Raw genomic sequence first — 20,990 nt, 5'->3', positions numbered from 1 at the left:
AATAAAATTGAATTACCCTCGTCTTCCTCCACCTCTACTTGATGAGCTAGAACGCCCTGATGAACGTGAGCTTGAGCTTGACGACCTTACACCACCTGAAGATCTTGAAGAACCTCTACTTGTACCAACATTTCCTCTAGAGCTACCTCTCGAAGGTCGTGTTGTTGTACCTCTTGATGGACGTGTTGTATTACCTCTAGATGGACGAGTGGTCGTTCCTCTAGATGGGCGTGTTGTTGTACCTCTAGACGGACGAGTGGTCGTTCCTCTAGATGGACGTGTTGTTGTACCTCTGGACGGACGTGTTGTTGTACCAGAGAAGGAGCGTCTTCTTGACGTACCGTCATTATTTCTAATAATACCTGATGGTCTTCTAGAAAATGATGATGAATTCCTTCGGGATAAAGATGTTCTATTTGCTGACGCTAAAGACCTACTATTAATTCCTCTTCTACCGCGGTAAAAAGCATAATCATTATGGCCATAATAGCGACCTCCATATCTACCCCAAAAAAGAGCATTTCCGCCCCAACCGAAGCCGTTATAGTACCAACCAGGATAAGCAGCACCCCAACCAAAACCAAATCCTCCGCCCCATGTATTCCATCGGTTCCAACCCCAATTATTCCATCCCCAGTTGTTCCAACCATAGCCAAAGCCACCATTCCATAACCATGGGTCAGCAAATCCCCAACCCCAATTATTCCAACCAGTGTTGTAATAATTTATAACAACTCTGTCATTTACTTGTCCCCAGCCACCATAATCTTCGATAATTTCTACTTCTTGTTCGTTTGAATTTCCACTTGTATAAGAATCGATATCTGTAAAAACTTCTCCAGACTCTTCTAATGCAAGACGAGCGTCTTCCGCTTGCTCTGCAAAATAGTTCGCATAGTAGTTATCGCTAGTTCTATTGGTAGCCGCTTGTTCAACATCAACTACAACTTCATCAGAGCTGTAAATTCCGTCATTGTCATATCCAACGTATTGATAAGCGCCACAAGACGAAAGGAGTAAAAATGAACCAAACGCCATAATTGGAGCCTTAATTTTTTTGAGTGTAGAAGTAAATCGCATATCTATTATGATTTAATTGTTGAACAATACAAAAATAGTTAGTTTTGTCCAACTATTTTTTCTTTTAACAAAGACACAACATTTGTGCCAAATAACAGATAATGAGCAAAAATCTTACAAAAAGGTCCGAAGATTACTCCAAATGGTATAACGAATTGGTTGTAAAAGCTGATTTAGCTGAAAATTCAGCCGTTAGAGGTTGTATGGTTATTAAACCATACGGATATGCAATTTGGGAAAAAATGCAAGCAGAATTAGACAGGATGTTTAAGGCTACAGGTCATCAAAACGCTTATTTTCCTCTTTTTGTACCCAAAAGCTTATTTGAAGCTGAAGAAAAAAATGCTGAAGGTTTCGCTAAAGAATGTGCCGTTGTAACGCATTACAGATTGCAGAATGATCCAGATAACGAAGGAAAACTAAGAGTAGACCCTGAAGCAAAATTAGAAGAAGAGCTTGTCGTAAGACCCACTAGTGAAGCTATTATATGGAATACCTATAAAGGATGGATTCAAAGTTATAGGGATTTACCAATACTAATTAACCAGTGGGCGAATGTTGTACGATGGGAAATGCGTACACGTCTATTTTTAAGAACTGCAGAATTTTTATGGCAAGAAGGTCATACAGCTCATGCCACCGAAGCCGAAGCAATTGCAGAAACAGAACAGATGAATAGAGTTTATGCAGAATTTGCTGAAAACTTTATGGCTATTCCTGTGATTAAAGGTGTAAAAACTGAGAGCGAAAGATTTGCAGGCGCTATAGATACACATTGTATTGAAGCTTTAATGCAAGATGGAAAAGCTTTACAAGCAGGAACGTCTCATTTTTTAGGACAAAATTTCGCAAAAGCTTTTGATGTTAAATTTACAAACAAAGAAGGAAAACAAGATTTTGTTTGGGCGACATCTTGGGGTGTTTCCACCAGATTAATGGGTGCATTAATAATGACACACAGTGATGACAAAGGTCTTGTATTACCTCCAAACTTGGCGCCATTTCAAGTGGTTATCGTTCCTATTTTTAAAAACGATGAACAATTTGAAGCTATAAACCAGGTGGTTGATAATCTAAGAACATCCTTAGAAGCTAAAAACATTAGCGTCAAATTTGACAACAGAGATACCTTTAGACCTGGAGCTAAATTTGCTCAGCATGAATTACAAGGTGTACCATTAAGAATTGCCATTGGTCCAAAAGATTTAGAAAACGGAACTGTGGAATTAGCTAGAAGAGATACTCTAACCAAAGAAGTGGTATCAATTGAAGGTATTGAAGACAAGATTTCTGAATTATTAAAAACCATTCAGAAAGATTTATTTCAAAAAGCACTTTCATTCAGAGAAGACCATATTACTGAAGTTGACACTTTTGAAGATTTTAAAACTATTCTCGAAACTAAAACAGGATTTATTTCTGCACATTGGGATGGCTCAGCAGAAACAGAAAATAAAATAAAAGAGCTAACAAAAGCAACCATTAGATGTATACCTTATAATAGTAAAAAAGAGGAAGGACAGTGTGTTTATACTGGTAAACCATCTAAGCAACGTGTACTTTTTGCAAAGGCATATTAATTTTTTTTAAAAAAAATTAATTAAGTGTTGCAACATTTAAAAATAGTTGTATTTTTGCATCCGCAATGGAAACATTGTTGTTCATTTAAATTTTAAATTAATTATAAACTAGAAAAATCTAGTATGTAATTTAAGTATAAATGGCCCGTTCGTCTATCGGCTAGGACGCCAGGTTTTCATCCTGGTAAGAGGGGTTCGATTCCCCTACGGGCTACAATTTTTTAATATAACTAAGAAACATGGCAAATCATAAGTCAGCCTTAAAAAGAATTAGAAGCAACGAGAAGAGAAGAGTACTTAACAAGTATCAACACAAAACGACTCGTAACGCTATCAAAAGATTACGCGAATTAACAGATGCTAAAGAAGCTCAAGCTTTATTACCATCAGTTAATAGTATGATTGATAAGCTAGCTAAGAAAAATGTTATTCACTCTAATAAAGCTGGTAACCTAAAATCTAATTTAGCTAAGCACGTTGCAACATTATAATTAGTTAGTACTTTACAACATTTAAAAGCCTTTCAAATTTGAAAGGCTTTTTTATTTGAATTCTAAAAGGTTGACTATATAATTTTTATAAAAAAAAGGCTTTGATATAATCAAAGCCTTTTTTTAAATAATGTAGTTAGCTTTAAGCGTTTTGCTTTTTAATTAAATTAAGGGCGGAACCTTCATTGTACCATTCAATCTGTGCTTGATTATATGTGTGGTTTAAAGAAATAATATCTTTACTACCATCAGAGTGCACAACTTCAACATTAAGCTGTTTATCTGGAGCAAACTCATTTAAATCTAAAAAGTTAAAAGTATCATCTTCCTGAATTAAATCATAATCTGCTTCATTTACAAACGTTAATCCTAGCATACCTTGTTTTTTAAGATTTGTTTCGTGGATACGTGCAAATGATTTTACTATAACTGCAGCTACACCTAAATGACGAGGTTGCATTGCCGCGTGTTCTCTTGATGAACCTTCACCATAATTGTGATCTCCAACAACTACTGACAAAATACCCGCTTTTTTGTATTCACGTTGTGTATCTGGGACACCTGCATAATCTCCAGTCAATTGATTTTTAACAAAGTTTGTTTTCTTGTTAAATGCGTTCACAGCACCAATAAGCGTATTGTTTGCAATGTTATCTAAATGGCCTCTAAAACGTAACCAAGGACCAGCCATAGAAATATGATCTGTTGTACATTTACCATATGCTTTAATTAGTAGTTTTGCACCTTTAATAGAATTTCCAATCGGAGTAAAGGGCTCAAGTAATTCTAAACGTTCTGAATCTGGATTAACGTTAATTATAACACCGCTTCCATCTTCAACTGGTTCTAAGTAACCATTATCTTTAACTTCAAAACCTTTTGGAGGTAATTCCCATCCTGTTGGTTCATCGAACATGACTTCTTCTCCATTTTCATTAATTAACTTATCTGTTAATGGATTAAAATCTAAACGACCTGCAACAGCAATAGCTGCTGTTAATTCTGGAGATGCTACAAAAGCATGCGTATTTGGATTACCATCTGCACGCTTCGCAAAGTTTCTATTGAAAGAATGTACTATACTATTTTTTGGTGCATTTTTAGGATCACTATATCTAGCCCACTGACCAATACATGGTCCACATGCGTTAGTAAATATCTTAGCATCTAAGTTTTCGAAGATTCCTAAGATACCGTCACGCTCAGCTGTGTAACGTACTTGTTCAGAACCAGGATTGATACCTAGTTCCGCTTTCATTTTTAGTCCTTTATCAATAGCTTGCTGCGCAATTGATGATGCTCTTGATAAATCTTCATAAGATGAGTTTGTACAAGAGCCTATTAATCCCCATTCGACTTGAAGCGGCCATTCGTTAGAAGTTGCTTTTTCAGTCATTTCTTTTCCTACTGGCGTAGATAAATCTGGTGTAAAAGGACCGTTTAATAAAGGTCCTAATTCAGATAAATTAATTTCAATAACTTGATCAAAATATTGCTCTGGATTAGCGTAAACTTCTGCATCTGCAGTTAAATAATCTTTGATTTTATTTGCAGCGTCAGCAACATCTTCTCTGTCAGTTGCACGCAAATAGCGCTCCATAGATTCGTCATAACCAAAAGTAGAAGTGGTTGCTCCAATTTCAGCACCCATGTTGCAAATAGTACCTTTTCCTGTACAAGACATTGCCGTTGCACCAGGACCAAAATATTCAACTATTGCTCCTGTTCCACCTTTTACAGTAAGAATTTCGGCTACTTTTAAAATTACATCTTTTGGAGCTGTCCAACCCGAAAGCTTTCCCGTTAACTTCACACCTATCAACTTAGGAAATTTAAGCTCCCAAGCCATACCAGCCATAACATCAACAGCATCTGCTCCACCAACACCAATAGCAACCATACCTAGTCCACCTGCATTTACAGTATGTGAATCCGTACCAATCATCATTCCGCCTGGAAACGCATAGTTTTCTAAAACAACTTGATGAATGATACCTGCTCCAGGTTTCCAAAAACCAATACCATACTTATTAGATACTGATTCTAAGAAATTAAAAACCTCACTACTCGTGCTATTTGCATTTTTTAAATCTGCAGCTGCACCATCTTTTGCTTGGATTAAGTGGTCACAGTGTACTGTTGTTGGTACTGCAACTTTAGGCTTACCTGCTTGCATGAATTGGAGCAATGCCATTTGGGCTGTTGCATCTTGACAAGCTACGCGGTCTGGCGCAAAATCAACATAATCTTTTCCACGTGTGAATGCAGTAGTAGGTTTTCCATCCCACAAATGCGAGTATAGTATTTTTTCTGAAAGGGTTAATGGTTTACCAACAATATCTCTTGCAGCATCAACGCGCTCCGTCATATTGGCATAAACCTTTTTAATCATATCAATGTCAAAAGCCATATAGTATATTTAAAGGTTGATAATTTATTTTTAGCAGCACAAAATTACGAATTTTACTGCGTTTTTAAAAGTATGTAATAGAATTGAATAATCCTTAAATATAATTCATAAAAACTTTCTAATTACATACCAAAATTGAATAAAAACTAAAATTAAAGCTAATAATTTAATGAGTTAACAATTATTGACTTCTATTATTTCAAACGATTTCGTAATTACCTCGGAACTAATAGACTTCGAAGTCTTAAAAATGGAATTTCAACATAACGGTACAATACTTCTGAAAAAATAACTGATAAAAGTAAGTATAGTATTAATGCTAAAATTGAGGGCTCAAAAAAATGCTCAATAGTTAATAAAACCAAAGAATAATTTACTAAATAAATTGAGTACGAACGTGTGCTTATATAAGTCACTAGTTTTATTACTCTTCTCCTAGCTTTCAATTCTAAAAAAAACGGAAAGACTAAAGCTATACTTAAACTAATAATTGGTAAATAAGAGGCGGAATAAAACAATTTATATTCTTGTGGCATTACACCAAACAAAACAATAATTAAATGTAAAATAACAAATAAAAACAGCCCAAATAGAAATAAGAATTTTCGATTTGACTTAAAAAATGAATGGTTTGAAACTAGATAGACCATTATAAATCCATAATAAATAGCATCTAATCTATAAACAACTACTTTTCTGAATTGAGAACTCCATTCTTTATATGTGTCTATTTCAGCATAAAGAAAGAATTGAATTTTAAAAAAGAATAAAGCAATAATTATAGAAAGAGTTCCATAAAAAAATACTTTAGTCGCTTTAACTCTCTTAAAAAAAAACAATAAACTATAAATGACAAAAGGTAAAATGAGATAGGCATACTCCTCAATTGACAAACTCCAAGCTTCTGTAAAAAAATCGGGATGTGGATTGAAGAAATTTTGAAGAAATGGAATATAAAGCCAAATTTCATGTAATAGCCTTTTACCCAAAAATAGTATTAATAATGCATTCAAACTTAGGACTACAAAATAGTTAGGTAATGTGCGTAACCATCGGCGTTTCCAGAAATGGAATAAATATTTAAATGCTGTCTTATTACAATCTAACTTATTAAGCAAAATACCTCCAATGAGATAACCACTAAGAACAAAAAAAATATCTACACCGGTAGCACCCAATAAACGAATGCCATCTGTAATTGTAGAATTAAATTGTGGGAGAATAAATGTGCAATGGGATAGCACGACCAATATTATAGCTGAGGCTCTAATGCAATCTAAACCAAAATTTCTATTTGGATGCTTAAACATAGTACAAATGTAATACTATGCTACGACAAACTAGAATAAGCTTTGTATTACCTTTTCATCAGTGATACCCTCAGCTTCGGCCTTGTAATTTCTAATAATTCGATGCCTTAATATTGAAGTTGCCACAGCCTGAACATCTTCTGCATCTGGAGAAAATTTTCCGCGAGATGCTGCGTATGTTTTTGCTGCAAGTATCAAATTTTGAGACGCCCTTGGACCTGCGCCCCAATCAATAAATTCCTTTACTAAATCTGCTGCTGCTTGACTATTTGGTCTTGTTTTACCGACCATTGTTACAGCGTATTCTATTACATTATCTGCAACAGGTATACGTCTTATAACGTTTTGAAAATCAATAATTTCTTGTGAAGTAAATAAAGAATTAACAGATACTCTATGATCTGCAGTCGTTGCTTTTACAACATTAACCTCTTCTTCAAAAGTAGGATACTCTAAATTGATAGCAAACATAAAGCGGTCTAGCTGTGCTTCTGGTAAAGGATAAGTTCCTTCTTGCTCAATAGGGTTTTGTGTTGCTAATACAAAATAAGGTAATTGTAATTTATACTGATGCCCAGCTACGGTAACAGCACGCTCTTGCATAGCTTCTAGTAGAGCAGCTTGAGTTTTAGGTGGCGTTCTATTAATTTCATCTGCCAATATAATGTTGCCAAATATTGGACCTTTAATAAATTTAAATTTTCGGTTTTCGTCTAATATCTCACTACCTAAGATATCACTTGGCATTAAGTCCGGTGTAAATTGTATGCGCTTAAAGTCTAAACCTAAGGCTTGTGCAATGGTATTTACCATTAAAGTTTTAGCCAAACCAGGAACACCAATTAAAAGCGAATGTCCTCCAGAAAAAATTGATATTAAAATTTGGTCTATAACTTCATCTTGTCCGACAATAACTTTTGCAATTTCTTCTTTAAGCGCTTTATATTTTTTTACAAAATTTTCGATAGCTGCTACGTCTGACATGAATTATCTGTTTTTTAACCAATTACCACTAAACTCACAGTTTTTGTATTCACCATTAATTTTAATATAAGTAGATTCAATGGTTTCTTTTTGCCACTTACCTAGGGCATCAAAATGTTTGTTTTGTAATGCAAGTCTTTTAATTTTTAAGTAATCTCTCGCAAAATCAGCTTCATGCTCATTAATACGGTCTGTTACTTTCATAATTTTAAACTTAATTGGATTTTCGCGGTCTGCATCTTGAATGACTTCGCTGATTTCCCCATCTTTTAGATTTTGAACCTGTACATAAATGTCTGGATCCATTTTTGTCAATTCGAAATTAAAATCTTGGGTAACAGGATTTATCAATCTTCCACCTTCTTCTCTTGACTCTTTTTCATCTGAAAATTCTTTTGCAGCTTCTTCAAACGTGATTAATCCTTCTACTAATTTAGCTCGCACATCGTCAATTTTATTTTTGGCTTCTTCTATTGCATCTGGCGTAATTTCTGGTCGAATTAAAATATGTCTTACGTCATACTCTTGCCCTCTAATTTTTTCTAATAAAATAATATGGTAACCAAAAGGTGATTCAAAAGGTTCAGAAATTTGGCCTTCTTCTAATGAAAATGCCACGTCTCTAAACTCCTTAACCATTCGAGGACGTTTTCTGTTTAAAGTATATAAACCTCCTGTTGATTTTGATGCTGTGTCATCTGTAAAGAATAATACTTTAGTTGTAAAACTTGCGCCATTTTCTTCAACATCTTTTTTGTACTCTTTTAATCTGTTAATGGCTACTTGTTTTGAAGCTTCTGTCACCTGAGGAATTACTACAATATTTGAGATTTGTAATTCTGTACCAAAGGTTGGTAAACCTTCTTTTTTTAATTGGTTATAAAATTGACGGACTTCTTCTGGAGTAATTTCCACCTCATCAATAACCTTTTCTCTCATCTGAGTTGCCAAGGATTGATTTTTGTTTATTTCATAAATTTCCTCTCTTAGTGCGTCTTCAGAATCTTTTTTGTAAAATTCTAAAAGTTTATCCATTGAACCATCAAACTCAGCTAAAATACCTTGAAGCTGTTGATCTATTTGAGAACGAATCTGTAGTTCATTAACCACAATACTATCTTGTATGGCTTGATGTGCATATAATTTTTCTTCAAGAATACTTCCAAATAATTCACATCGTGTAATATCTCCTAAATCTCCTCCAGCAGCTTTAATTTGAGCTGTTCTTCTATCTACGTCAGAGTCTAAAACTATAAAATCACCCACAACAGCAGCAACTCCATCAGCTTTTACGCGTCCGTTTATAATTTTTTTCTCCTTAAGAACTTCCTCCTTTTTTTCTTCATCTTGAATTATTTCTTGAGAAAAACCTAAAGTTGAATTTGCGATAAGTATCGCCACTAAAACTAGCTTATTTATAGATTTCAAATTGTTTGTTTTTAATAGCATCTTTTGTGATTTCATTTTCTAACTGCTTTATCAGCTGAAGTTTGCGCTTATTAGCAATTATTTGCTTTACCGTTGGCTCTACATAATCTAACGGCGCATAATCGCCGCGCAAAAGTACATCATTTATTTGGATCAAATATAGGTTTAATGAGTCTTTGAGCTGTACAAAATTAGATTTTTTTAACAGTTGATTTTTATTGATTTGAGTCACCGGAGCAATCTTTTCAATAACTTGTGATGCGCGAACCCAAATAGAGTCATTTAAGGAATAAGACTTAAACTGAACTGAAATAGAATCCAAATATATTTTGTCTGCTTTTTCAAAGGCACGAAATTTTGATTTAATTTCAGATAAATTCACCGCATTTTGGGGTAATGTAATGTATCTAAATTGTAATAGCTCATCATTAAGTTTAAACGATTCTTTATTGGCTTCGTAGATGGCTTGAGCTTCATCTTCAGAAAAAATAGTATCTGCATTGCGTTTTACCAAAGCTTCGAGATAGGCTTTGGTATATAAATCAGTTTCATATTGCTTTACTAAATTGTCAAAGCTTTCTTGCTGTTTTTCAGGTAAATTAATTTTTGCCTTATCCAGTAGTAATAAATTTCTTGCCCAATCATTTATAAACCGGTTAACGATTAACGTACTGTCTGCTTTTGTAGCACCGTCAGGAACTATATTTTTAATATCGTCAACATATAAATAATTATCATTGACTCGAGCAATAGCGTTTTCAGTTATATCTTTTTTAAAAAAGTTACAACTTATAAATACCAAACTAAAAAGGACAATATGTAGAAATCTTAACTTCAACTTTATTTAATTCATTTTATCTTTAATTGCATTTAAAACTTTGTCATTAACCTTTACTTTAAAACGATTTCTTAATTCCGAAAGCCATTGACTTTCAATTTCATTTTGGTAATCGTTTACAACACTACCTCGTGCTTCTTTTAAGGTTTTTGGTGCTGCAGGTAAAATAGCTTTAATGACATAAACTTGATAACTACCATTATGATTATATATTTTAGAAACACCTGACTTAAATTCTAAGTCTGAAGGTAGTTTTGAATCTGTTTTTTCAAAAATTCCAGTTGAAAAAATATAACCAACTTTTCCTGAAGATTTTAATTGTTCTTTTACTTGTTGGATAGAATCATTAGATTGAAGTAATAGTTGCAATTGCTCTGCATCTTCCTTTGATGGTGAAGACACAATAGTGGCTTCTACTCTATCTTGCCATTGGTATTTAGAAAGGTTTGCTTCATAATAATTTTTTAGTCCTATGGTATCTTTTGATGCTTTGTTCCAAATTTCTTTTTCCATTAAAGCAAAGAGTAATAAACCATCTCTATATTCTTTTAAAATATCGGCAAATTCTTCGTTTTCGTTAGCAAGATTGTCTTTTCTGTATTCTAAAATCGAATTTTCATAAAACAAATCTAACTCTTTATCTACTACTTTATTAATTTTTGTTTTTTCACGCATGTATTGACGTTGTCTTGCTTTTAATTGTTGAAGAAATTCGGCATTTGTGAAAATAGAATCGTTAACTGTTATTACTGCTTCATTACTTTTAAAATCAGCAGGTAAATTAAATTTGCCAGCCAAATAAGCATTTTCCAAAATAGGAAGAAAATAAGCTCGTGTTTTAGGATTTTTAACTATAGCATAACGCTGAGACAACTCTTTAACCATAGCGCTATTAATTAATTTTGACCTAGCATCTCTTTTTACGCGTGCCTCAAGCGAAGCTTTCATATCTTCAAAAGATTGAATCGGTTCTTTTTTTATTAGTTGAATAATATGCCAACCATATTCTGTTTTTACTGGTTCGGAAATATCTCCTGGGTTTTTTAAACCAAACGCTGCATCTTCAAAAATAGCAGACGAAAGCTCACCGCTTTTAAAAGCACGTAATTTCCCTCCATTTCGAGCTGAGCTTTTGTCGTCAGAAAATTGCTTTGCTAAGGCGTCAAAAGCTTCGCCGTTTTGCAAACGATTAAAGATATCATTTATACGCTCTTTAGGATTTATTGTACTGTCTTTTTGTTTCAATGCAATCATTATATGAGCCGCTTCCATAGTTCCGCGAGATGGACGCTTCTCATCTACTTTTACGACATGGTAACCAAAATCTGTTTTAAAAGGCATAGACACTTCGCCTGGCTTAGTATTATATGCCGCTGTTTCAAAATCGTAAACCATTCTAAATGCCGAAAAATAACCTAAGTCTTCAACCAAAACTTTTTTATCTATATGGTGTTTAGATTTTGCAGCATCATAACCTTCTGACTTTAAGATCTTTCTGTAACCTAGCAATGCATTATAGGCTACTAAAGTATCTTCAACTTCAGGATTATCTAAAATTACAATATGAGAGGCTTTGATATCATAAAGCAAACGCTCATAGGCTTCTTTTACTAGGGCGTCAGTAACCTTATTGTCTGAAATGTAATTTTTGGTAAGCTGTTTTTTATAATTTTCAAACTCACGTTTATAATTAGCATCTTCATCTAACCCTAAACGTTTGGCTTCTTTTAATTTTAATTTATAGTCTATAAAAAGCTGAAGATAGTTGTCAATGTCTTTTTGAGAATCGTCTTTAACTAAGTCTAAATTTTTGTTATAAAGCTTAAGAAATTCCGAAGTAGAAACCGCTTCATCATCAATGGTTAACAAGGTTTTATACTGCTGAGAAAAAGTAATATTAACAAAGAAAAGTAGACATAAAACTTTATAAAAACGAATGTCCATAGAGCTAGCTTAGATTTTAAGATTTTGGGTAAATATAAACTTTTTAAAAACCGAACAAAAATAACATAAAAGTCGCAGTTGTCAAGCGTAAAACTATAACCAACCATAATAACATTTATTGCAATACATTTCACTTTTTAAGGTATTTTTGGCTTTTTAAAACCTATACGATGCGTCAATTAAAACTAATTTGGGATTTTCGTGGGCCAGCAGGAAAAAAAACTGCCGAACATCACCTCATTCACCTTAAAGAGTATATTGAAATTGAAAACCTAGACATTACTATTACGGGAACAGAAGACCTAAGTGAAATGCATAGCATTGCTTATTTAGTTGTCAATGAAGATAAAATGAAGCCTATACGAGACGCTTTAAGACCGCATCGTGGGCAAATTTACCAACCGTAAAAATTTCTGAATTGCTCTAAACTATGAGAACAATCGTTTTATAAGTGAGTGTGTAAAACGTTTTGGCGGTACAGACATAATTATTTTTAAATCTTCCCACAGTGTAGATTCCTCATCTAAAAACCTAAAAATGGTTTGCGTATTTGCTTTCTTAAACATAGAGGTAAATAAAGCCGAACCTTCATTATTATGATTTGCCAAAACATCTAAAAACAGCAAATCGTAATACCAAAATTTTGAAGGCGAAGCCAATTTCGAAACGTCTTTATTAGTCTTTAACAAATCAATTAGCTGTTGCGTTTTTTTTGTAGTTGCTTTAAAAGTGTAGCCTGTACTCGCCTTCGTCCATCCACCTGCTGTACCAATATTTAAAATTCGGCTGGTGTTTTCTTTACTAAATTTATAGGACGTCATAGGTATACAACCCTTTTCTTTTTCGACAATCTCGTAATCTGTAATATTTTTACCAAACAAATAATTCTTTATAGCACTTTCGTACTCCTCAGTTTTTAAAACATCTTTCGAAAATAAAGTGTACTCAAAAAGTGCCTCATTTTTAGATAATGGCAGTACATACATAAAACGTGTATTACCATTTTGCGGTACCGAAAAATCCATAAACGTTGCTGCAGAATCGTCAAATACGTTCGTTTTTGTTTTTATAAACCAACCCAAAAAATGCTGTTGTAAAACAGGATATTTTTTTTGTTTTAAATAAGAAGTATTAGGAATACTATTAAACAATTGTTTACAAGTAAAAACACCATCAGACGTATCCACAGTTACGACTTCGTTTTCTTTAAAATGGTTTACAGAGGCCTTTAGAAACTTAATATTTTTCGCTTTGTTTATGTTTTGCCAAAGTCGATGGTAAAATTTTTCAGACCGAATCATTTTATAATAATAAGGTGAAATATCTATAGTCTTATTGAAATTTTTACTTCCAAAAAAAACTGAACTCCACCGTTTTTCTAAAATGGAATCCCATTCACCTTGACCCTTTTCCCAATAACACCAAGTACGGTCGTTTCCTTTGTTTGACGCCTTATCTATGATTAAAATTGATTTATTATTGAAAAACTCATCATTTGCCATGCGATATGCTAACATTAAACCAGATGCGCCGGCGCCAAGAATGATATAGTCGTAACTTTTCAAATTAAAAAAATAAAAACACAGCAAAAAATACTGCTATTGAGATTAATATGTGCCAAGAAATTAACTTATTTGTTTTCGGTTTTAATAATTGATAACCCAAGTGAGCAACAAATGCCGTAACCAACCAACCTACATAATTCTGAAGTGGCACTACGCCACCGTCGAATTCCCAAAAATCAAAACGTGGAGCAGATACCTCTAACAGCATATCTAAACCAGTCATTAAAGCCGCTCCAATTAAGGCAGATAAAAACCGGTTTTTACTTATGTATTTTGCAACATCTGCTGTTGCTGCTGTAAGTAACGCCCAATTAACACAAATCATTAAAGGTACACCAAAAACTTTAAGACCCAAGTTTTCACCGTAAGCATAGGTACCGAAAATTAGTCCAAAATTAACACCTAAAGCCTCTGTAATAAAACCGGTAAAAAAAGGAATAGCCAACGCAATAGCTACATTAGGTTTTAATTCCTCTATATTAATAATTAAGATGATAAAGGTTAATAGCAAATTAAGCGGTGTCATGCTTAAAAACCAATCTGAATATTCATCTGATAGGATTCCAAAAATTCCAGAAATGGTGAATAACCAAATCAGGAATATAGAAAAATGAAGCTTAAAGGTTTTATCGAACATTAGTTGGTTTTTGCAATTAAATCTGAAACAATTTTACCAGACAATAAACATAGTGGAATGCCACCACCAGGATGCACGCTACCACCACAAAAATAAAGATTCTTAATACTAGACTTAAAATTTGGATGCCTTAAAAAAGCGGCATATTTATTATTACTTGAAGCACCGTAAAGCGCACCTTGGTAACTTTGCGTTTTGGATTCTATGGTTCTTGGGTCTAAAATAGCTTCAAACTCTATAAGTTTAGAGATATCTTCTTTTAGCAATCGGCTTACCTTTTTTATAATATTCTCTCGAGCTTGTTTGATGATTTTATCCCAATCTTGACCAGTATTGCTTGGAACGTTTATCATCGTAAACCAGTTTTCGCAGCTTTCTGGCGCATCACCCTTTTCTTCTTTACTTGTAATGTTGATGTAAACTGTTGGGTCGTTGTGGACTTCCTTTCTATTAAAAATATAGTTGAATTCTGTTTTGTAATCTTCCGAAAAGAAAATATTGTGTAAATCTAACTGCCGAAATTCCTTTTTAATTCCCCAATAAAAAATTAAGGCCGAGCTACTTCGAGGTTGATTCAATATTTTTTCTGGAGCCTTTTCCTCTTTTAATAATTTGCGATACGTTGGGACGATATCTGAGTTTGAAACCACAATATCGCTAAAGACTTTTTCTCCGCTAATTTGAATGCCAATAGCTTTATTTTTATCTGTGATTATACGCTCCACTTTTGTATTAAAATAAAAGTCAACACCAATATCTTTAGCCAATTGAAACAAGCTCATAGAAATAGAATGCATTCCTCCTTTCGGAAAATATGTTCCAAAATATTGCTCCAAATGCGGAATCATAGACATAATTCCAGGCGTTTGGTAAGGTGATGAGCCATTATACGTCGCAAAACGATTAAAAAATTGCACCAATCGTTCATCTTTTAACATCTTACTATTGTAAGCATCTAAAGTGGTATCAATGTCTAAACTGCCTACATTAAATATAGCCTTAAGCGTATCTTTTGAAAAATAGGTGCTGAATTTATGAAGCGATTTTTCCAGAAAAAGAGACGCTGTTAAATCATACTTACGCTTACTTTGTTTGAAATACGTTTCTAAATCTTCGGCTTTAACATTGAAAGTATTTTCAGCATTTTTTGCAAATTCCTTTTCATCTGCAACAGCTGAGAATGTTGTACCATCTTCGTAGAAATAATTACAAACCACCTCTTTTTTCTTATACTGAAAATAGTTAGATATATCCACATTGGCGACTTTAAATAAATCCTCTACAAACTGCGGCATCGTAAATAAAGAAGGTCCCATATCAAAGCGGTAGCCATTTTCTGAGAATGCTGCCAATTTTCCGCCAGGATAAGAATTAGCCTCATAAACCGAAACTTTGAAGCCTTTAGCTTTCAACCGGATTGCAGATGCTAAACCTGCAATACCTGCGCCTATAATTACAACTGATTGGTTTTTCATTGGTGATGTAAAGATACGGTGAATGACCAATCTAATTGAAATATTAAAATGCTAAAATCTGTTAATAATTGAAGAGGTTAAAATTAAAAATACAACTCATAAAAAAACACAGATTAAAGTATGTCATTGACTTTGTGATTTATTTGAACTAACTTCGTTTTACGTCTGAAATGAATTATTAAAACGAATTCATATTATTAAAGTTGGCTACAATTTGAAAATGAAAACCCAAGAAAAAATATCGAACAAAAAAGGAAATTGGTATATCGTCGAAATTATTGAAAAATGTGAACCAGTCCACCGAAATGAAAAACAAGATTTACGGAGAGTAACTACTTGGGGAAATCACCATCTAATTAAAGCTAATTCACCTGAAAAAGCATTTGACAAAGCAGTAAAAATCGGAAAAGAAAAAAATTATAATTTTATAAACTCTGACAAAATCGAAATGGAATCAATATTTGTCGGAATTGGAGAATTATTACCGATTTATGAAGACATTGAAGACGGTGCTGAATTGATGTGGACAGATTATGGTTTCATAAGTAATCGCAGAACAATGAAAATGCCTTATGAAAAAAAAGAACTTATGGAACTAATTAAAACGAAACCGATTAAAAAACTGTAGCCAACAATGTATAACCGCAATTACGGCGGATTCGACTACGTCCGAATCCACTCGGAATTGCTCGCGCCTCTGCTTTAACGTTTTTTATAAACTTTAAATCCGTAACTGACGGTTATACAATACCGTTAAACGACAAAAAAAACAGCACAAAAAGTGCTGTTCGTTTTTTAAGATTTCTATCGTCGTAGAAATTATTTTTACCTCGAATAATTAGGTGCTTCCTTAGTAATCGTTACATCGTGCGGATGGCTTTCGTTAATGCCGCTCGCTGTGATTTTTACAAATCGACCAGTTTCTTTTAATGTGTTTATATCCTTAGCACCACAATAACCCATTCCGGCACGTAAACCGCCGATAAATTGGTGGATACTTTCAAATAATTCTCCTTTGTAAGGAACACGACCAACAATGCCTTCTGGTACTAATTTTTTAATATCGTCTTCTACATCTTGGAAATAACGGTCTTTACTTCCTTGTTTCATGGCTTCAACAGAACCCATTCCGCGATACGATTTAAACTTTCGCCCTTCGTAAATAATAGTTTCACCTGGACTTTCTTTGGTTCCTGCTAAAAGTGAACCTAGCATAACCGTATCGGCTCCAGCAGCAATGGCTTTTGGGATATCGCCAGTGTATCTAATTCCGCCATCTGCAATCACAGGAACGCCAGAACCTTTTATTACAGCAGCAACTTCTAAAACTGCAGAAAATTGTGGAAAACCAACTCCAGCAACAACTCGCGTTGTACAAATAGAACCTGGACCAATACCAACTTTTACAGCATCTGCACCAGCTTCAACTAAATATTTAGCTGCTTCGGCAGTGGCAATATTACCAACAACCACGTCTAAATCTGGGAAATTTTTCTTTACTTCTTTTAATACTGCAACTACGCCTTTTGTATGTCCGTGTGCCGTATCAATAATTACCGCATCAACGCCTGCGTTGACCAATGCTTCTGCTCTTTCTACAGCGTCACCAGTGACTCCAATAGCAGCAGCAACACGTAAACGACCGTAAGTATCTTTATTGGCAATTGGTTTTTGGGTCACTTTAGTAATATCTCTAAAGGTGATTAATCCCACCAATTTATCGCCATCTACAATCAATAGTTTTTCAATTTTATTTTCCTGAAGAATAAGCTCTGCATCTTTTAAGGATGTACCTTCTGGCGCAGTGACCAAGTTATCTTTGGTCATTACCTCAACAATTGGTCGCTCGTTTCTATGTTCAAAACGTAAATCTCTGTTGGTGACGATACCTTTTAATTTTCCGTTGTCATCTACAATTGGAATTCCGCCAATACTGTGCTCTCGCATGGCATTTTTAGCATCGATGACTTTGGCATCCATCGGCAAAGTTACAGGGTCGATAATCATACCACTTTCGGCACGTTTTACTTTCCGCACTTTAGTAGCCTGCTCCTCAATTGTCATGTTTTTATGCAACACACCAATACCACCTTCACGCGCCATAGCAATTGCCATACGACTTTCGGTTACTGTATCCATCGCTGCAGAAACAATGGGTACATTGATAGTAATATTTCTAGTAAATTTTGATTGAATGTTGACTTCGCGAGGAAGAACTTCAGAATAAGCTGGAACTAAAAGAACGTCGTCATAGGTAAGACCTTCTCCAAGAATTTTGTTGTTGTGTGCTATCATGTTGCAATTAAAAGATAATTGCATGCAAATATAGCGCTTTTTTAGGATTTTAAATACGCTTTATAAAACCTTTAGGAATGTAAAGTTTATCAGTATCGTAAAATGAGATATACAATAGAATTGGCTTTTTTAATCCTTCGTAAGTAATTTTATATACATCAACTAGTGCTTTGCCCATAAAACCGTTTTCACTATCGTAAGCGCAGCAACTTCCGGTACGAATAAATTTTAGTTCTTCTCCATTAGGGCCAGCAAGAGATGATATATAGCGTATTTGATTATCAACACTTTTTTCACCTACTCTAACAGGATTGTCACCTTTGAGTCCGTAAGACTCATCTTCAGCATATTTTGTAACATCAAAAAATGGCGTGTAATTACTTGCCTTTTTCGATTGACTTGTTGAAGTACTTAAATTTTTAGGTTTAGAACTTCCACAAGACAATAAAAAATAGCTAATAAAACTAAGGTAATAAGACGACGGATAATGTAATTTTAAATAAAGAATAAAATTACAAAAGATAATTTAAATTCATACATATCTGATATATAACTGTTTAAAAATTTTAACATTCATTATTTTTATTTATTCTAAATAAATTTGGACAAAGTAAAATTAGGTTTTAAATTTGCACGCTGAAAACAAAATATTATTTTTAATCAGTCTAAATAAATGAAATTACAACTCACTTTTATAGCCGTTTTTATCTTCTCTTTATCCTTTTCTCAAACTACTGAAAAAGCAAAAAAAACAAAGAAAGACTCTATCCAAAAGTTAGATGAAGTTATTATCAATTCTAACACCATTTTTGGTTCTAAATATGTTGCGAAAAACCGAACAGGTTCTGCATATTATATTTCTCCTGAAGAACTTAAAAAACATAATTATACGGATATTAACCGTGTATTAAGAGCTGTTCCGGGTGTAACGTATTACGAAGAAGATGGTTTTGGTTTACGCCCAAACATCAGTTTACGTGGTACGTCGCCAGAGCGTAGTGCCAAAATTTCTCTGATGGAAGATGGTGTTCTCATCGCACCTGCTCCTTATAGTGCGCCTTCCGCATACTATTTTCCTTCTGTAGTAAGAATGGAAGCTGTAGAAATCCTTAAAGGTAGTAGTCAAGTACAATACGGACCATTTACAACCGGTGGCGCCATAAATATGGTTTCGGCACAAATTCCTGATGAGTTTAACGGACGAATCCGCGCAAGCTACGGTGCATTTAACACACGTCAAATTCATGCAAAAGCTGGCGGACAAAAAGGGCAATTTGGTTACGTAGCGGAAGTTTTAAATTACGGTTCTGGTGGTTTTAAAGATTTACCAGACGATAGTCATACGGGTTTTGACATCAATGAAGTGTTAGCAAAAGTAAGATTTAGTAGCAAAGCAGAAGCTAAAGTTAAACATGCGGTTGAAGCCAAGTTTCAATTTTCTGATGAAGTGTCTAACGAAACCTATTTAGGATTAACTGAAGATGATTTTGATACATCTCCATTTTCAAGATATGCATCATCGCAAGATGACCAAATGGTTGCTGAGCATCTTCAATTTGTACTAAGTCATGAAGTGTATTTTACTAAAGATTTTAGAATAACAACCAACGCGTACTATAATAAATTTGATAGAAATTGGTTTAAACTTGACGATGTCGTTTTTAATGGTGACAAACAAGGCATTGCTAATGTTATCAGTAATCCAACAGCATTTCCTAATCATTTAGATATTGTTCGTGGAGATGTAAATTCTGCTGCAGATGCACTTTTATTAAAGGCGAATAACAGAGCGTATTATTCAACTGGAATTCAAACTAAATTAGATTACCATTGGTATGGCGATAATACGTTTCACGATTTAGAAGTTGGAGCGCGTTACCACTACGACGAGGAAGACCGTTTTCAATGGGAAGATGGTTACAGCATTACCAACCAACAATTAACAAGAACATCCGAAGGTCCACGAGGTGCTGAAGGCAACAGAATCAGTAGTGCAAAAGCGTTTGCAGCTTACGCCATGTATAAACTTAAATGGAATGTTTTAACGCTGACTCCAGGTATACGATACGAAAATATTACATTACAACGCAAAGACTTTGGTAGTGCAGACCCAAACAGAACTGGTGCTAATTTAGCTACAAGAGAAAACAAGGTAGATATTTTTATTCCAGGAATTGGATTTAACTATGCTTTCGCCAGTGACTTATCGTTATTTGGTGGTGTACACAAAGGGTTTTCGCCTCCAGGAAGTTCAGTTGGTGAGCAAGCTGAAGAAAGTATAAACTATGAGTTGGGTTCTCGTTTTACACTAGGGCAGCTTAGAGGAGAAATTGTAGGATTTTATAACGACTACAGCAATTTATTAGGAAGCGATTTAGCCGCAACTGGTGGAACAGGCTCTTTAGATCAATTTAATGCAGGAGAAGTATCCGTTAAAGGTCTTGAAATTTTACTGAATTATGAATTATTACCAAACAATAGCAAGTTTAAATTACCAGTAAGTTTTGGTTATACGCTTACTGATACAGAATTTCAAAGTAGTTTTGGAAGCAGTAACGATATTTGGGGTAATGTTACCGAAGGCGATGAATTACCTTACATTGCAAAACATCAGTTTAACACCTCAATTTCTTTAGAGCATGCTAAATACGAATTAAATTTAGGTGGCCGTTTTAATGGGGAATTTAGAACACTTGCAGGTTCTGGCGACATACCAGATAACGAGCGTGTAGATTCTAACTTTATATTAGACTTTTCTGCAAAATACCATGTAAATAGTAAATTGAGTCTTACGACTAATGTCATTAACCTTTTAGACGAAACTTACGCTGTATCTCGCGTACCAGCTGGTTTGCGTCCAGGACATCCGTTTGGTGCTAACCTTGGATTAGAATTTAAGTTTTAAAGATTGATAATTTTTTAGCAACCTGAAGCGTCACTGAAAAGTGGCGCT

The 20,990-nt window shown here is 34.2% G+C and carries 17 protein-coding genes and 1 tRNA gene; 6 read left to right on the top strand and 12 right to left on the bottom strand.

From position 1 onward, the window contains the following. Positions 1 to 12: 12 nt before the first annotated feature. On the bottom strand, positions 13 to 1,080 hold the full coding sequence (locus tag ACFQ1Q_RS09925) for a hypothetical protein (protein WP_386130688.1): 1,068 nt from the start codon (positions 1,078 to 1,080) through the stop codon (positions 13 to 15). A gap of 101 nt (positions 1,081 to 1,181) precedes the next feature. On the opposite strand from ACFQ1Q_RS09925, the gene proS reads away from it, so the two are divergent. The 3 genes from proS (at position 1,182) to rpsT (ending at position 3,151) form a co-directional block, all read left to right on the top strand. Further along, positions 1,182 to 2,660 (top strand): proline--tRNA ligase, encoded by a 1,479-nt coding sequence (gene proS, locus ACFQ1Q_RS09920; protein WP_386130685.1) that lies wholly within the window; start codon positions 1,182 to 1,184, stop codon positions 2,658 to 2,660. Positions 2,661 to 2,802: 142 nt separating this feature from the next. Then, positions 2,803 to 2,874 (top strand) — tRNA-Glu (locus tag ACFQ1Q_RS09915). A gap of 25 nt (positions 2,875 to 2,899) precedes the next feature. After that, positions 2,900 to 3,151: a 30S ribosomal protein S20 gene (gene rpsT / locus ACFQ1Q_RS09910; RefSeq protein ID WP_386130682.1), complete on the top strand. Its 252-nt coding sequence runs from the start codon at positions 2,900 to 2,902 to the stop codon at positions 3,149 to 3,151. A 142-nt stretch (positions 3,152 to 3,293) separates the two neighbouring features. On the opposite strand, the gene ACFQ1Q_RS09905 is transcribed toward rpsT, so the two are convergent. The 6 genes from ACFQ1Q_RS09905 to ACFQ1Q_RS09880 form a co-directional block, all read right to left on the bottom strand. Beyond that, positions 3,294 to 5,561 (bottom strand): aconitate hydratase, encoded by a 2,268-nt coding sequence (locus tag ACFQ1Q_RS09905; protein WP_386130680.1) that lies wholly within the window; start codon positions 5,559 to 5,561, stop codon positions 3,294 to 3,296. A gap of 215 nt (positions 5,562 to 5,776) precedes the next feature. Then, entirely contained in the window at positions 5,777 to 6,871 is a 1,095-nt protein-coding gene (locus tag ACFQ1Q_RS09900) for an acyltransferase family protein (RefSeq protein WP_386130678.1), read from the bottom strand. Positions 6,872 to 6,901: 30 nt separating this feature from the next. Continuing rightward, complete coding sequence (locus ACFQ1Q_RS09895) at positions 6,902 to 7,855, bottom strand: AAA family ATPase (RefSeq protein ID WP_386130675.1); 954 nt, start codon at positions 7,853 to 7,855, stop codon at positions 6,902 to 6,904. Positions 7,856 to 7,858: 3 nt separating this feature from the next. Further along, on the bottom strand, positions 7,859 to 9,283 hold the full coding sequence (locus ACFQ1Q_RS09890) for a peptidylprolyl isomerase (RefSeq protein WP_386130672.1): 1,425 nt from the start codon (positions 9,281 to 9,283) through the stop codon (positions 7,859 to 7,861). Beyond that, entirely contained in the window at positions 9,267 to 10,121 is an 855-nt protein-coding gene (locus ACFQ1Q_RS09885; protein ID WP_386130670.1) for a peptidyl-prolyl cis-trans isomerase, read from the bottom strand. The genes ACFQ1Q_RS09890 and ACFQ1Q_RS09885 overlap by 17 nt, the downstream gene beginning before the upstream one ends. A gap of 6 nt (positions 10,122 to 10,127) precedes the next feature. Continuing rightward, a complete protein-coding gene (locus tag ACFQ1Q_RS09880) occupies positions 10,128 to 12,065 on the bottom strand; it encodes a peptidylprolyl isomerase (protein ID WP_386130667.1) in 1,938 nt (645 codons plus the stop codon). A gap of 170 nt (positions 12,066 to 12,235) precedes the next feature. Between ACFQ1Q_RS09880 and ACFQ1Q_RS09875 the strand changes: the two genes are divergently transcribed. Next, positions 12,236 to 12,472 (top strand): hypothetical protein, encoded by a 237-nt coding sequence (locus ACFQ1Q_RS09875; RefSeq protein WP_386130664.1) that lies wholly within the window; start codon positions 12,236 to 12,238, stop codon positions 12,470 to 12,472. Between the two features lie 21 nt (positions 12,473 to 12,493). On the opposite strand, the gene ACFQ1Q_RS09870 is transcribed toward ACFQ1Q_RS09875, so the two are convergent. The 3 genes from ACFQ1Q_RS09870 to crtD are packed head-to-tail and all read right to left on the bottom strand — an operon-like array spanning position 12,494 to position 15,742. Next, positions 12,494 to 13,630 (bottom strand): lycopene cyclase family protein, encoded by a 1,137-nt coding sequence (locus tag ACFQ1Q_RS09870; RefSeq protein ID WP_386130661.1) that lies wholly within the window; start codon positions 13,628 to 13,630, stop codon positions 12,494 to 12,496. A 1-nt stretch (position 13,631) separates the two neighbouring features. Next, positions 13,632 to 14,267 carry a carotenoid biosynthesis protein gene (locus ACFQ1Q_RS09865; RefSeq protein ID WP_386130659.1) on the bottom strand — a complete coding sequence of 212 codons (636 nt, stop codon included), beginning with the start codon at positions 14,265 to 14,267 and terminating at the stop codon, positions 13,632 to 13,634. Beyond that, a complete protein-coding gene (gene crtD, locus ACFQ1Q_RS09860; protein ID WP_386130657.1) occupies positions 14,267 to 15,742 on the bottom strand; it encodes a 1-hydroxycarotenoid 3,4-desaturase CrtD in 1,476 nt (491 codons plus the stop codon). Before crtD ends, ACFQ1Q_RS09865 begins: the two co-directional genes overlap by 1 nt. Before the next feature lie 220 nt (positions 15,743 to 15,962). On the opposite strand from crtD, the gene ACFQ1Q_RS09855 reads away from it, so the two are divergent. After that, a complete protein-coding gene (locus tag ACFQ1Q_RS09855; RefSeq protein ID WP_386130655.1) occupies positions 15,963 to 16,370 on the top strand; it encodes a DUF4288 domain-containing protein in 408 nt (135 codons plus the stop codon). Between the two features lie 197 nt (positions 16,371 to 16,567). On the opposite strand, the gene guaB is transcribed toward ACFQ1Q_RS09855, so the two are convergent. Both guaB and ACFQ1Q_RS09845 read right to left on the bottom strand, forming a co-directional pair. Continuing rightward, the gene (gene guaB / locus ACFQ1Q_RS09850; RefSeq protein ID WP_386130652.1) at positions 16,568 to 18,037 is read right to left on the bottom strand and encodes an IMP dehydrogenase; all 1,470 of its coding nucleotides are present in this window, start codon (positions 18,035 to 18,037) and stop codon (positions 16,568 to 16,570) included. Positions 18,038 to 18,086: 49 nt separating this feature from the next. Continuing rightward, positions 18,087 to 18,482: a 2-dehydro-3-deoxyphosphooctonate aldolase gene (locus ACFQ1Q_RS09845; protein WP_386130649.1), complete on the bottom strand. Its 396-nt coding sequence runs from the start codon at positions 18,480 to 18,482 to the stop codon at positions 18,087 to 18,089. Positions 18,483 to 18,710: 228 nt separating this feature from the next. Between ACFQ1Q_RS09845 and ACFQ1Q_RS09840 the strand changes: the two genes are divergently transcribed. After that, the gene (locus ACFQ1Q_RS09840; RefSeq protein WP_386130646.1) at positions 18,711 to 20,942 is read left to right on the top strand and encodes a TonB-dependent receptor family protein; all 2,232 of its coding nucleotides are present in this window, start codon (positions 18,711 to 18,713) and stop codon (positions 20,940 to 20,942) included. Positions 20,943 to 20,990: the final 48 nt, after the last annotated feature.

Source organism: Winogradskyella litorisediminis (assembly GCF_042675765.1).
Taxonomy (GTDB): domain Bacteria; phylum Bacteroidota; class Bacteroidia; order Flavobacteriales; family Flavobacteriaceae; genus Winogradskyella; species Winogradskyella litorisediminis.
The sequence above is the reverse complement of the archived record's forward strand: the minus strand, read 5'-3'. Positions and strand labels throughout refer to the sequence as shown.